This is a genomic window from Moryella indoligenes (genome assembly GCF_030812885.1).
Lineage (GTDB): Bacteria > Bacillota > Clostridia > Lachnospirales > Lachnospiraceae > Moryella > Moryella indoligenes.
In genome coordinates this window covers 87,146-99,997 of record NZ_JAUSTO010000002.1, presented here as the reverse complement: position 1 = coordinate 99,997, position 12,852 = coordinate 87,146, and the positions used below count along the sequence as shown (strand labels likewise).

Genomic DNA, 12,852 nt, shown 5'->3' with positions numbered 1-12,852 from the left:
CATCATTTCATATACAGATGAGGTAGATATTTTTACAATGACGGAGATTATAAAACAGAAAATTGTGTCAGGTTGCAAAAATCCTTTCTGAACTTTTTACATAGCAGTCATGCACTACGGTGTGTGGCTGCTTATTTTTTGCGAAAGGAGCAGATGCAAATGAAATTAGTTTTGGCTGAAAAGCCCTCGGATGGCTACTTCCTAGGGGGGTGCGGACAAAAAGCTGGACTCTTAGGGCTCCGAAAGGAGCAGGAAATGTATTCAAAAGAACAACGAGAAAAAGCCTTGGCATTGTATGATAAGTGCCATTCCATCACAAAAGTCATTCAAATATTGGGGTATCCAGAGAGTCGCCAGGGCTTATATTTATGGTTAAGGGAGAGGAATGCTACCCCTAAGAAGAAAGCTGAACGAAGAAGAGTCAACAACTCACCAGATCACCCTCTCCATCCATCACTTGAAACAAAGCTCGATATCCTTCGCCGCTGCTTTATTGAAGGGGAAAATGTACAATTGGTCTCAGAAGAAACAGGATATAGTCGTGCTTCCATTTATACTTGGCGACGAAAACACCAATCTGGAGAACCCGTAAGACTAATGAATTCTAAAGATGATCCAAGAGGTATATTGAGCAAAGGCGTACCTTCTTCAACGAGTGATATTGATGCACTCAAGCAGCAAATGTTCGAAATGCAGCTTGAGATAGACATATTGAAGGAGACGATCAAAGTCTTAAAAAAAGACCCAGGCGTCAGCAAAGTTCCCTTGAAGAACAAGGAGAAGGCAGCAATCGCTGACGCCTTGAAAGACCGATATACGCTGCCAATACTCTTAGGAAAGCTGGAAATGGCCAAAAGCAGCTATTACTATCAGGAGAACCGTCTTAATTCTATCGATAAATATCAGGGATTACGGGATCAGATCAGCACGATCTATTATGATAACAGAGCTTGCTATGGCTACAGGCGTATTTATGCTGTACTTAAAAAGAATGGAATCACGGTTTCTGAAAAGATCGTGCGTCAGCGGATGCGGGAGATAGGACTGTTCCCTAGAATAAAACAGCATCAAAAATACAGTTCCTATAAAGGAGAAATATCTCCTGAAGTACCAAATCTTATACAGCGGAATTTTCATGCAGAATATCCGAATCAAAAGTGGCTGACAGATATCACTGAATTCGCAATCCCTGCCGGGAAAGTATATCTTTCTCCTGTTGTTGATTGTTTTGACGGTATGCTTCCTGCCTGGACCATAGGTACAGCGCCGAATGCAGCTTTGGTCAACGAAATGTTGGATCAAGCGATTACTACTTTATCCAAGGAAGAGCATCCTCTGATCCACAGTGATCGAGGCTGCCATTATCGCTGGCCGGGGTGGATCCGTCGCATGAACAGAGCTGGTCTTGAACGCTCCATGTCAAAGAAAGGATGTTCACCTGATAACTCAGCCTGTGAGGGACTGTTTGGCAGACTAAAGAACGAAATGTTTTATAACCGGAAATGGGAAGGGGTCACCCTGCCGGAATTCATGGACATTTTACATAATTACCTCGTTTGGTATAATGAAAAGCGAATCAAAGGAACACTTGGTAACATGAGTCCTTTGGAGTACAGGCGTAGTCTTGGAATTGCTGTTTAGGCAGTCCAAGAAAATGTCCGCACCCCCCTCTCGCTCCCGTTTTTATTTATCAGACATTATACTTATTAACATTAATCCCAGTAAATGGTTGCGCCTCTGTGAGCAGAAGTGCAGTTATTCTTGTACAACTTTAACCAACCCGTGGCAAGCTTCTCCATCGGTTTCCAATCTTTTCTGCGTTGTTCAAATTCTTCCTCGCTTACATTTACCATCAGTTTTCTGGCACGGATATCAATATGGATCATATCTCCATCCTGAATCAGCGCCAAATTTCCACCCTCATAAGCTTCCGGGCTTACATGTCCGATAGCCAAACCACCGGTAGCACCTGAAAATCTTCCGTCTGATACAAGAGCCAGTTTTTCTCCCATCCCCTTGCCTAAGACAGCTGCCATAAATGTTTCCATATGAGGCATGCCAGGGCTTCCTTTGGGTCCCTCATAGCGGATAATAACTACATCCCCGGCTTTTATTTCATCTTTCAGAATCGCATGCCATGCATCATCCTGTGAGTCATAACATTTAGCAGGACCATCAAAAATCCACGCGGATTCTGCCACTGCGCTGAACTTTACAATAGCACTGTCTGTGCCGATATTTCCATGCAGGACAGCCAGACCGCCTTGTTCACTAATCGGCTCCGCAACCGAATGGATTACATCTGTATCCATATTTTCAGCCAGTTCTGCTTTCTGCCTAATGGTCCCAAACATACCATCTGCATCTGCATCAATCTTTCCAGCCTTTACCATTTCTTTTACAACAGCGCCAAGCCCACCTGCACGGTCAAATTCTTCCATGGTATATACTGGATGATTTGGATAAATGGTACTGATCAGCGGTACTTCACGACTGATGGCATCGAATGTTTCAGGAGTAATATCAAATCCCATCTGTCTTGCCAGTGCCGGAATGTGCAACAAGCTGTTGGTGGAACCACCGGTTGCCATCATATAGCGGACTACGTTTTCCAGACTCTTCTGAGTCACAAAATCACTTGGACGTTTCTCTTCCTTCACCGCTTCCACTACTTTTCTAGCTGCTTCTCTTGCCATTTGATGCCATTTCTCACTCTGACTTCTTACAGATGCATTTCCATGTGGAGAAAATCCCAAGATTTCCGCCATGGCACACATGGTATTGGCAGTTCCCATAAAAGGACACGCTCCCGGAGTTGGACATGCATGACGGACAATGGCTTTGTATTCTTCTCTGCTCATGTCGCCTTCCATATAAGCTGCATAAGCCTGCTTTGTGTGAGTTAATGTCAGCATACGGTTCTCATAATAGCCTGCTGCCATATAACCGCCGGTAAGCATTGTCGTTGGAATGTTCACCCTGAACGCTCCCATCAGCATACCAGGCACTACCTTATCGCAGGTAGCCATAATGACCATTCCTTCTAACATATTCAGTTCTGCAACCATCTCTACTTCACTGGAAACAAGATCTCTTGCAGGAAGAGTATACCTGTCTCCCGGTGTATTAGAGCAGATACCGTCACAGATACCTGTAACCGGAAGTTCGAGAGCAAGTCCCCCAGCTTTATAAATCTCATCCTTCATTTCTTGGATGACCGTCTTATCAAAAGGAAAATGTCCTGGATTCATTTCATTCCATGAATTTACCAGGCCGATCACTGGTCTCTTTGCATCTTCTTCTGAAATTCCCATTGCATAGAGCAATGCATTTCGATGATCTAAAGATTCTTCATTCCACTCTCTTATCATACCTTTTCCTTTGCTTTATCAGTGCATTAACAGATTCGGAAGTGTCATAGAAAATGCAGGGACGTAGGTAACTAACAGCAAAACAACTACCATAACTACATAGTATGGAATCAGGGCTTTTGTAGCTTTTTCAATCGGTATATCACCTACTGCACAGCCTGCAAACAGGGTAGTTCCTACCGGCGGTGTCAAAGAGCCAACTGCCAGGTTCATCATAATAACGATACCAAAATGGATTGGATCCATTCCCAGTGCTTTTACCACAGGCAGAAGAATCGGAGTCACAATCAAGATCAGTGGAGCAACGTCCATGAAGCAACCTAAAACTAACAGCAGGATGTTGATCAGGATCAGAACTACGTACTTGTTATCAGAAACGGTTAATAACATCTGTGTGATTTTTGCTGGAACCTGCATTAGGCTCATCAGATAGCAGAATGCGTTTGCTGCTGCAATAATGCTTAAAATCATAGCCAGCGTTCCCAACGATTTTTTTGCAATTCTCCAGATATCTTTTACTTTAATACTCTTATAAATAAATAAGGTAACAAATAAAGCGTATACACATGCAATCGCAGCACTCTCTGTAGTTGTAAATAAACCGGTACAAACACCTAAAAGAATAATGACAATAGTCATAACTCCCAGAAAACCATCGCTGACGATTTTTAAAGATTCACGGACCGTATACTTAGGCCCTCTTGGATAACCTCTTTTTCTGGTAATACGTGCTACCAAGATACACATTGCAGCACATAACATAAGTCCAGGTCCAATACCTGCCAGGAACAGTTTTCCAGTAGAAAGCCCTCCTGCAGCCATACCATAAATGATCATATTGTGGCTTGGAGGAATAATCAGAGCCTGTGTAGCAGTTGCTACTGTAGTTGCAACAGAGAAGTCTTTGTCATAACCACTTTTTGTCATCATACCGATCTCGATTGGTCCTAAGGAAGATACATCCGCTGTAGGTGAACCGGAAATTCCACCAAAAAAGGTTGACGCAATTACGTTTACATAAGCAAGACCGCCACGGAATCGACCTACCATAACGTTAGCCACTTCTACCAATCGGTCCGAAATACCGCCTTCTGCCATAATGTCACCGGCAAAAATAAAGAACGGAATTGCTAAAAATGAGAATGACTGTACACCGTCACCCAAACGTAGGAATACCGAAGATACATATTTCGGTCCCAGGTAAAGGGCGGTCAGAACACATGCACCCAGCATACTGAATGTTACAGATACACGCAAAACCATAAAAATCATAAATGTTGCAAAGAGTATGATCATGGCTATTGTATTTGTATCCATAGTGTTAATCCCTCTTTTCTATCATCACTTTACCATTGTTAATTTTCAAGCTCGCTTTTTGATTCCAGGAAATTGTCTGTGGATTTCGTATGGAACATACCAAATAACTTTGCAATAACCATGACCAGGCACAGAATTCCACTGATAACTGTGACCAGATACAGATATCTTCTTGGAAGACCTGTGATCGTAAATTTAGAATTTGTCTTTTCCATCAGAAAAAATCCATAACGGATCATGCAAAGAGATACTACTAATAGCACTACATTGCTGAAATAAAGGAGAAATACCTTTACCTTCCTTGGGAAATATTTCGCAAACACTTCAATACGAATATGTAGATCATCCTTTATGCCCACTGGAAGCAGTAAGAACATCATGGTGTCGAGAAGGATCAGCATGACCTCCTCGCACCACTTGATATTACCTCCAATAGCACGGCTGATTACCTGCGCTGTTACTGTACATACCATAAATATCAGAACCAGTCGGCAGAGCGCTTCTACAACGGTATATACAAGCCCGATCGCATTTTCAATTTTTTCTTTCATCGCCTATACTCTCTTTAAAATTATCAAACTAGCTTATTTTTTTTCTAATGTTGTATTAATCGCATCTAACAGTGTTGCATATTTTGTAGAGTATTCTTCATAAATAGGAGCCATAGCATCTCTAAAGGAATCTAAGGTTGCATCATCTGGTTCTACAATAGTTGCACCTTTGTCTTTTAATGTCTGAAGAGACGCATCAATAGAAGCATCCCAGATTTCCCTGTCATATGCAGTTGCATCTGCCATTGCTTCGTCTACAATTGCCTTGTCTTCATCGCTTAAGGACTCCCACAGATCCAGGTTCATACAGATCACATCCATGGTAGTTGTATGGTTATCCAGCAGAATATAAGGAGCAACTTCATATAAACTGTCAGAAAGAATGATGTTAGGATTGTTCTCACCGCCCTTACATACACCGGTCTGCAGTGCGCTGTATACTTCGTTTGCAGCTACGTTTACAGGGTTAGCACCTAAGTTGCTGACCATGGAGTTCATTAACTGATTGTTCTGTACACGGATTGGTAATCCCTTAAAATCATCAATTGTCTTTACTTCTGTTGTAGTATAGAAGCAGCGGCTTCCACAGTCTGTGAAACCGATTCCCTGAATACTATAATCATTCAGACCATTCTTAATAGTAGTACCAACATCGCCCTCCAGAACTTTCCACATTTCTGTGTTGTTCTTAAACAGGAATGGAAGTAAGAATATCTGTGTATCTTCATACAGTCCACTTAATGTACCAATAGATAACTTAGCTACATCAACAGTGCCTGCCTGAAGCTGCTCCATATAAGAAACCTCATCGCCCAGAATAGAAGACTCATAAACATCTACCGCAATACGTCCGTTACTCTTCTCGTAAACCTCATCTGCAAACTTGATCAGAGCCTTTGTTGTAGGATAATCTTTTGCTGCGTCAGTAGCCAGCTTCCAAGTCATCTCAGAACCGGTCTTCTTTTCATCAGCTGCAGCTGCTTCTGTTGCTCCTTCCTTTGTTCCCTCTGCTGCCTCTGTTTCTTTTGCACTTTCAGGTGCCTTTGTTTCTGCCGGTTTTGATGAGCCACCACAAGCTGTAATTCCCATAACCATAGATGCTACCAGAGCAGCTGCTAACATTTTTTTCATCTTGCCATCCTCCTAAAATTATTTATTTAATTCTTTTAATATAGTTTCTTTTAATTCATCTACCATATTCTGATATTCAGCATCAGTCAATTCTTTCTTTCCTTGTGTATCATCAAATGGATTACCCCAGTCTTGACCATTTTTATATTTAGGAACAACATGCACATGTACATGAGGTACCAGATCCCCAAATGTTGCGTAATTGATTTTATCCGGATGGTACAATTCAAAGATTGCTTTTGCTGTAGCTGCCAGTTCTTCAAAATATCCATCTCTCTGTTCTTTGGTCATCTGAAAGTATTCTGTCTTATGCTCATTCAGCTTTACAACGCATCTTCCCGGATATTTTTGATTTTTGTTTAAGTAGATTGTAGAATAATTCAACTTACAGACTTCAATCATCAAACTCTTTCTCTTCTCTCCGTCCTCACAATAGAAACATTCGCCCATAACCTGACTCCTTTTTATTTATATTGTCAACATTATCAATATTTGTTCACATACATAAGTATACATATCTTTCGATAGGTTGTCAATATTAATGTCGACTATTTTTGATTTTCCGTTCATTTTGCTTGGTTGTTTTTGCTTTATTATCTATTTTCCCAGTCATATTCCCAGTATTTTTCACAGATACTGCCCTTGTTTTTTCATCTTTTATAGGTGTTTTGTTCATTCACCTCCTTAATATATGCATTTTTATATGTTCGCAACATTTTTGATAATTGTTGATTATTTTGTTGACTTTGTCTTTTAAAGCATGTATACTAACAAATGTAAAAATTCTTCTGATATCTCAACAAATGAACAAACTAAACAAACACATTTTTAAGGAGGATGTATCATGGCAATCACAAATGGTTTTGAAATGGTTTTTAACAGACGTCTTATTTTCGGTGAAAATAAGATAGCAGAGATTCCAGGGATCTTAAACTGGTACAATAAAAAGAAAGTTCTTTTTGTAACCTTCAGCACTGAGTTTGACGCCTTCAAGAAAATCTCTTCTCTCTTGGCAGACGCCGGCATGACCGTTGTTCCTTACGAAGTAAAAACGGAGCCAACTCTTCAGATTATTGACCACGGACGCGACATTTACATTGCAGAAGGATGTGACTGTACAATTGCTTTAGGCGGCGGAAGCGTTGTTGACGCGGCAAAGGTAATCGGTATGCTGGCCGTTAACGGCGGTGACACCGAAGATTATCAGATGCGTGGAAAAGCTGTAACTGTTGAGCCGCCTCTGTTTATTGCTATCCCAACCACCTCTGGAACTGGTGCTGAAGCTACTAAAACCAGTGTTGTTATCAACAATAACAATCACTTGAAGAAAAGCCTGTATCATAACACCATGATTGCTGATGTTGTTGTTCTGGATCCAAGACTGACTTTAGCTCTTCCTGCACGCATTACTGCTGCTACAGGAATGGATGCTTTAAGCCATGCCATTGAATCTTATGTTTCTTTAAACGCAACACCAATTACCGAAATGTATGGCTTCAAAGCTATTGAACTGGTAAATAAATATCTAGAAGAAGCTTACCTCAATCCTGATAATCTGGAAGCAAGAGCCGGAATGATGCTTGCCAGCTACTTTGGCGGAGTTGCCATCACTGCCGGTATTGGCATTGCTCACATCATGGCCCAGCCTTTAGGCGGCGAATACGGCATTCCTCACGGCGATGCATGCTCTATCTTCCTTCCAGCTTCCATTATCTTGAACCAGGAATACGCTGAAAAGAAATATGTAGAAATTTCCAAGGCATTCGGCGTATACAAAGAAAAGGCTTCTGACAATGAAAACGTACAAGCTCTGTTAAATAAGATCACCACTTTACAGAAATCCATTGATGCCCCATGTTGCTTAAAGGGATATATAAAAGAAGAACCAAGCATGGATTATCTGATCGACGTAATCAAGAGAACTACCGGACATATTACCTGCAATCCACGTCCTCTGAACGAGGAACTGATGAAAGCAGCTTATGAGCTGGCTATGAAAGACTGATAGAACAAGTTTTTAAACATGAATTGCAGGAAAGAACTGAACATGTTAAAATATTAAATGTATACTTTATTTACAAATGCTAGTCAACAAATTAACAAACAATTCAGTCAGATAAAATATGAGCAAAGAAAAATTTCGTTATTCCATGATTTATGATGACATCAAAAACGATATTCTCAATGATGTCTACAAGGTAGGAAGCCTGCTACCTACAGAGCAAGTCTTCTCCTTAAAGTATGATGTCAACCGCAGTACTCTTCGTAAGGCGATGCAGATGCTAGCAGACGAAGGGTTGATTGAAAAATGCCCAGGAAAAGGCACTATTGTCTTAAGCAGTGTCCCTATTGCACCAGAACCTCAAAAAGTTATCACCAACAAAAACATCGGTTTTTTTCTCCCAAAAGAAAATATTATAACCGAACCGTTTTACTCTTCCCTGTTCAATATACTAGAACGTGATTTTCAAAAAAACGGCTGTTCCCTAATCTACACCACACTGGATGCTTCCGATAATATTGCCGATAAGGTCACAGCACTCGGTCTTTCCGGAATCGTTTTTGTAAGTAATGTAGTTCAAAAACATATTGAATATGCTGTCAACCAGAAAATCCCCTGCGTTTTAGTCAACAGCTACTCCGACAAGCTTCCATCTGTTTTATCAGATAACCGCAAAGGCGCTTATCTTGCAGGAAGATACCTTATTGAACATGGACATAAAACTGTAGCCTTACTGTCTGGTGTACGAAGCTATTTGAGCAATCAAGAGCGTACCGCCGGATTTCTCCAAGCATTTCAGGAAGAAGGGCTCTCTATTCCTCCTGAATTAATCTTAGAGACAGGCTCCTGGCTTTATGATGCAGCCGAAATGGTATGTTTTAACTTTTTTAGCACTTATAAAGGTAAAATGCCTACTGCCCTGTTTGCATTTAATGACCGTTTGGCAACCGGTGCTATCAATGCTATCTGCAAAGCTGGTCTTACAGTACCTGACGATGTAAGCGTGATTGGTTATGATAATCTGGGCTACTATAATATTATCAGCCCACGGATTACTACGGTAGAAACACATATCGAAGCCATCTCTGAATCTACGGCAATGCATATGATATGGCAGGTAAACAACGGCAGTTGTCTGCCTGTAAAAGTCCTCACCTCAGTTGAAGTGATCCCTGGCGAAACAGTCCGTTCTTTACTTTGCTAAATTTTACATCTGCAATTCATTTTTATATATTTTATCAAAAACAAACTCGCCCAGAATAATTTTCGATTCTTCTTTCGGATTATTCTGGGCATTTTTGATCAGGATTTCTTATGATCAGAAAAGGAGACAAGATGAAACTGACTGAACAAACGATTACACACATTATCATCGGAAGTGGAGCAGCAGGATTTCAGGCTGCATTACGCCTATATCAAAATGGCGAACGCAATCTGGCAATAATAACAGAAAATATTAAATCAGGCACTTCCAGAAATACAGGTTCAGACAAACAGACTTATTATAAACTTACATTATCAGGAAGCGACGCTGACAGTGTGAGAAATATGGCTGAAGACCTATTTGCAGGACAATGCGTAGACGGAGACCAGGCATTGTGTGAAGCAGCCCTTTCTCCACGGTGTTTTTTTGCGCTTACAGAGTTAGGTGTTCCTTTTCCATGCACAGAACACGGTGAATTTATGGGCTATAAAACAGATCATGACAGAGGAAGAAGAGCCACCAGTGCTGGCCCTTATACTTCTAAGCTTATGACTGAAGCCCTTGAAAAATCTGTAAAAGAGAAACATATTTTAATTTTAGATCAGTTACAGGCTATCCAGCTACTTACATATATGAACCATATAAAAGGAATCCTCTGCCTGGATAAAAAAGAGCAAAGTGAACCTACTTATAAAATCATCTGGTGTCAAAATGTGATTCTCGCAACAGGCGGGCCGGCCGGCATGTATCATGACAGTGTATATCCTGTTTCACAGACTGGTTCCACAGGTATGGCATTTGAAGCTGGTGCTTCTGGAAAAAATCTCACAGAATGGCAATTTGGAATGGCTTCATTAAACCCAAGATGGAATGTAAGCGGAACATATATGCAGGTACTTCCAAACTTTATTTCTACTGACCAAGATGGAAATGATGAAAAAGAATTTCTGCTTGATTACTTTACGAAACTTCCAGATCTGCTTTCTATGGTTTTTTTAAAAGGTTATCAGTGGCCATTTGACGTAAATAAGATTTTTGGCGGTTCTTCGGTAATTGATCTATTAGTTTATCAGGAAACCGTATTAAAAAAGCGCAGAGTATTTTTAGATTACAGAGTTAATCCCGGAAAACTTGAAAAAGACAGCAACCTTCCCTATACATCTATGATTCCGGAAGCTAACGAATATTTAAGCCGGGCCGGAGCATGTTTTGGAACACCCATTGAACGTTTAAAACACATGAACGAACCTGCCATTCATTTCTATCAGGATCACCATATAGATCTATTTAAAGAACGCTTAGAGATTGCCGTATGCACCCAGCATAACAACGGCGGTCTGTCAACTAACCACCTGTGGGAAACCAATATATCTGGTCTTTATGCCATTGGAGAAGTATGTGCAAGTCATGGAGTTACCAGACCTGGCGGAACGGCTCTAAACGCAGGTCAAGTAGGTGCCGTCCGGGCTGCCGAAGGAATTTTTCTTAAAAGAAGGGTCCACACAAAACGAAATGATTCATCCACAGAGAGCGATATTAAAGAAAAGCTGCACATTCAGGCTCTGGATCGGATCAGGCTTTCTGAACTGGCTGAAGGAAACCACACACTATCAGAACTGTGGATAAACGCTGCTAAAAGAATGAGTGCGGCTGCAGGCATGATCCGTAATCAGGCACAAATGGAAGCAGCTTTAAAAGAAGCAGAAGATGATATCAGCCACTTTGTACAAAAAGCAAAGTCTCCTTCTGTTTCACAGCTTTCGCTATTTTATAAACTGTATGATATGCTTCTTTCTCAAAAAATGTATCTATTTGCCATGTTAGACTATGCAAAAGCAGGCGGAGGAAGCCGGGGGTCTGCATTATATACAGATTCTTTAGGGGAACTCCCAGGTTTTCCAGATTGCAAACCTTTTGACGAATTATATCGCTGCAAACTGGATTTGAAAATGCATAGCCAGGAAATCCAGGAAGTGACTTTAAAAAAAGGGATACCGTCTGCTTCAAGACGGCCGGTACGCCCATTACCTGAAGTTGACTATTTCTTTGAAAATCAATGGAAAATATACCGAGAACGAATAGGTATGATTGATTAAAAGCAAAAATACTAAGCTAAGAGGGATAAGACCAGCTTCAAACCGGCTCATCCCTCCAGCCGCTTAAAAATACGATGACAAAATCTACATGTGAGAACACAGATCCTTTATCTGCTTTCTTTCATCTCTCTTTTCTTTCTCCACCGGCTCCCCAGGATACTCAACCACATAAAACTCGTATCCATTGATCACCCTGGTAGTGCCATACACATCTTTACGTTTAAAACCTTTCCCATAATTAGCATGCACATGACCATGAAGAAAGTATTTTGGATGATATTTATCCATCAGTTTCAGAAAAGCCTTAAATCCCCGGTGTGGGAGATCTTCCATATCATTTAGCTTATAAGCCGGCGCATGGGTTACAAGTATGTCAAATCCCTTATGCCACCACAATTTCCACCGCAGTTTCCGGATACGTGCCCTCATTCTCCATTCTGTATACTGGTTTGATGCCCCTGGTATATATTCCATGGAACCTCCCAGCCCCAGAATACGCACACCCTTGTATACATAAATATTATCTTCAATACAGATACAGCCTTCCGGCGGTTTTTGCTCATATTTTCCATCATGATTCCCCTTTACATACAAAAGAGGGGCATGGCACAATGTAGCAAAAAATGTAAGATATTCCGGAGGCAGATCACCGCAGGAAATGATCAGATCAATATCCTTCATCCGTTCCGGATCATAATACTCATATAAAAGCTTTGATTCCTGATCTGCAAATATCATTATATTCATTTATCATTCTCCGTCTCTGCCTGTCCGGCCGTCTTGATTCCCTGAAGCTGCATCAGTTCCTGTGCACGCTCATTCATCTCTTCAATCTTAGGAATATAGCCAACCACATTCTGGGCAAGCCAGTTCATGGTAATGATCTCCTCAGCCTTTAAGCTTTTTCCCTGGGTGCATTTAGCACTTCCATCCTGTGCATAGATCAGACCATCAAATGGATGGAAGCTTCCTGCTCGGATGGAGTTTTTCAAAAATTCGATCAGTCTTCTGGTGCCATTTGGGATATTTTCAGAACATATTACATCGATCACATCTGCTGACATTCCCCACCAGTAGTTGACCGCCTTTTTCCCTTTCATAGACTCAATCTCTTCTGTGCTCTTAAAAGCGAGACGGATGATCTGTTCATAAAACTTTCCCCAGTGCCATACCGGCATAG

Annotated in this window: 12 protein-coding genes; 4 read left to right on the top strand and 8 right to left on the bottom strand. The window is 41.1% G+C overall.

Going from position 1 to position 12,852, the window contains the following annotated elements; genetic code table 11:
* Positions 1-159 precede the first annotated feature (159 nt).
* Positions 160-1,641, top strand: coding sequence for an IS3 family transposase (locus J2S20_RS01830; protein WP_307252427.1), 1,482 nt, complete (start codon positions 160-162; stop codon positions 1,639-1,641).
* A 71-nt stretch (positions 1,642-1,712) separates the two neighbouring features.
* Here J2S20_RS01830 and ilvD read toward each other — a convergent pair whose 3' ends face one another.
* From ilvD to J2S20_RS01800, 6 genes are all read right to left on the bottom strand, one after another.
* Positions 1,713-3,371: a dihydroxy-acid dehydratase gene (gene ilvD / locus J2S20_RS01825; protein WP_307252425.1), complete on the bottom strand. Its 1,659-nt coding sequence runs from the start codon at positions 3,369-3,371 to the stop codon at positions 1,713-1,715.
* Positions 3,372-3,389: 18 nt separating this feature from the next.
* Positions 3,390-4,688: a TRAP transporter large permease gene (locus J2S20_RS01820; protein ID WP_307252423.1), complete on the bottom strand. Its 1,299-nt coding sequence runs from the start codon at positions 4,686-4,688 to the stop codon at positions 3,390-3,392.
* 38 nt (positions 4,689-4,726) lie between these two features.
* Entirely contained in the window at positions 4,727-5,239 is a 513-nt protein-coding gene (locus tag J2S20_RS01815) for a TRAP transporter small permease (RefSeq protein WP_307252421.1), read from the bottom strand.
* A 33-nt stretch (positions 5,240-5,272) separates the two neighbouring features.
* Positions 5,273-6,370 (bottom strand): TRAP transporter substrate-binding protein, encoded by a 1,098-nt coding sequence (locus J2S20_RS01810; RefSeq protein WP_307252419.1) that lies wholly within the window; start codon positions 6,368-6,370, stop codon positions 5,273-5,275.
* Positions 6,371-6,388: 18 nt separating this feature from the next.
* Positions 6,389-6,820: an HIT family protein gene (locus J2S20_RS01805; RefSeq protein ID WP_307252416.1), complete on the bottom strand. Its 432-nt coding sequence runs from the start codon at positions 6,818-6,820 to the stop codon at positions 6,389-6,391.
* 88 nt (positions 6,821-6,908) lie between these two features.
* Positions 6,909-7,046 (bottom strand): hypothetical protein, encoded by a 138-nt coding sequence (locus J2S20_RS01800; RefSeq protein ID WP_307252414.1) that lies wholly within the window; start codon positions 7,044-7,046, stop codon positions 6,909-6,911.
* Positions 7,047-7,214: 168 nt separating this feature from the next.
* Here J2S20_RS01800 and J2S20_RS01795 point away from each other — a divergent pair, with 168 nt between their 5' ends.
* From J2S20_RS01795 to J2S20_RS01785, 3 genes are all read left to right on the top strand, one after another.
* Positions 7,215-8,375: an iron-containing alcohol dehydrogenase gene (locus tag J2S20_RS01795; protein ID WP_307252412.1), complete on the top strand. Its 1,161-nt coding sequence runs from the start codon at positions 7,215-7,217 to the stop codon at positions 8,373-8,375.
* A gap of 118 nt (positions 8,376-8,493) precedes the next feature.
* On the top strand, positions 8,494-9,576 hold the full coding sequence (locus tag J2S20_RS01790; protein ID WP_307252410.1) for a GntR family transcriptional regulator: 1,083 nt from the start codon (positions 8,494-8,496) through the stop codon (positions 9,574-9,576).
* Between the two features lie 131 nt (positions 9,577-9,707).
* The gene (locus J2S20_RS01785; RefSeq protein WP_307252408.1) at positions 9,708-11,672 is read left to right on the top strand and encodes an FAD-binding protein; all 1,965 of its coding nucleotides are present in this window, start codon (positions 9,708-9,710) and stop codon (positions 11,670-11,672) included.
* An 84-nt stretch (positions 11,673-11,756) separates the two neighbouring features.
* On the opposite strand, the gene J2S20_RS01780 is transcribed toward J2S20_RS01785, so the two are convergent.
* On the bottom strand, positions 11,757-12,419 hold the full coding sequence (locus J2S20_RS01780) for a metallophosphoesterase family protein (RefSeq protein WP_307252406.1): 663 nt from the start codon (positions 12,417-12,419) through the stop codon (positions 11,757-11,759).
* The gene (locus J2S20_RS01775; protein WP_307252404.1) at positions 12,416-12,850 is read right to left on the bottom strand and encodes a hypothetical protein; all 435 of its coding nucleotides are present in this window, start codon (positions 12,848-12,850) and stop codon (positions 12,416-12,418) included. The genes J2S20_RS01780 and J2S20_RS01775 overlap by 4 nt, the downstream gene beginning before the upstream one ends.
* Positions 12,851-12,852 lie beyond the last annotated feature (2 nt).

Excerpts from the sequence above, each read along its gene's own strand:
- J2S20_RS01830 (WP_307252427.1), top strand. The coding sequence starts at position 160 with ATGAAATTAGTTTTGGCTGAAAAGCCCTCGGATGGCTACTTCCTAGGG.
- ilvD (WP_307252425.1), bottom strand. The coding sequence starts at position 3,371 with ATGATAAGAGAGTGGAATGAAGAATCTTTAGATCATCGAAATGCATTG.
- J2S20_RS01820 (WP_307252423.1), bottom strand. The coding sequence starts at position 4,688 with ATGGATACAAATACAATAGCCATGATCATACTCTTTGCAACATTTATG.
- J2S20_RS01815 (WP_307252421.1), bottom strand. The coding sequence starts at position 5,239 with ATGAAAGAAAAAATTGAAAATGCGATCGGGCTTGTATATACCGTTGTA.
- J2S20_RS01810 (WP_307252419.1), bottom strand. The coding sequence starts at position 6,370 with ATGAAAAAAATGTTAGCAGCTGCTCTGGTAGCATCTATGGTTATGGGA.
- J2S20_RS01805 (WP_307252416.1), bottom strand. The coding sequence starts at position 6,820 with ATGGGCGAATGTTTCTATTGTGAGGACGGAGAGAAGAGAAAGAGTTTG.
- J2S20_RS01800 (WP_307252414.1), bottom strand. The coding sequence starts at position 7,046 with ATGAACAAAACACCTATAAAAGATGAAAAAACAAGGGCAGTATCTGTG.
- J2S20_RS01795 (WP_307252412.1), top strand. The coding sequence starts at position 7,215 with ATGGCAATCACAAATGGTTTTGAAATGGTTTTTAACAGACGTCTTATT.
- J2S20_RS01790 (WP_307252410.1), top strand. The coding sequence starts at position 8,494 with ATGAGCAAAGAAAAATTTCGTTATTCCATGATTTATGATGACATCAAA.
- J2S20_RS01785 (WP_307252408.1), top strand. The coding sequence starts at position 9,708 with ATGAAACTGACTGAACAAACGATTACACACATTATCATCGGAAGTGGA.
- J2S20_RS01780 (WP_307252406.1), bottom strand. The coding sequence starts at position 12,419 with ATGAATATAATGATATTTGCAGATCAGGAATCAAAGCTTTTATATGAG.
- J2S20_RS01775 (WP_307252404.1), bottom strand. The coding sequence starts at position 12,850 with ATGCCGGTATGGCACTGGGGAAAGTTTTATGAACAGATCATCCGTCTC.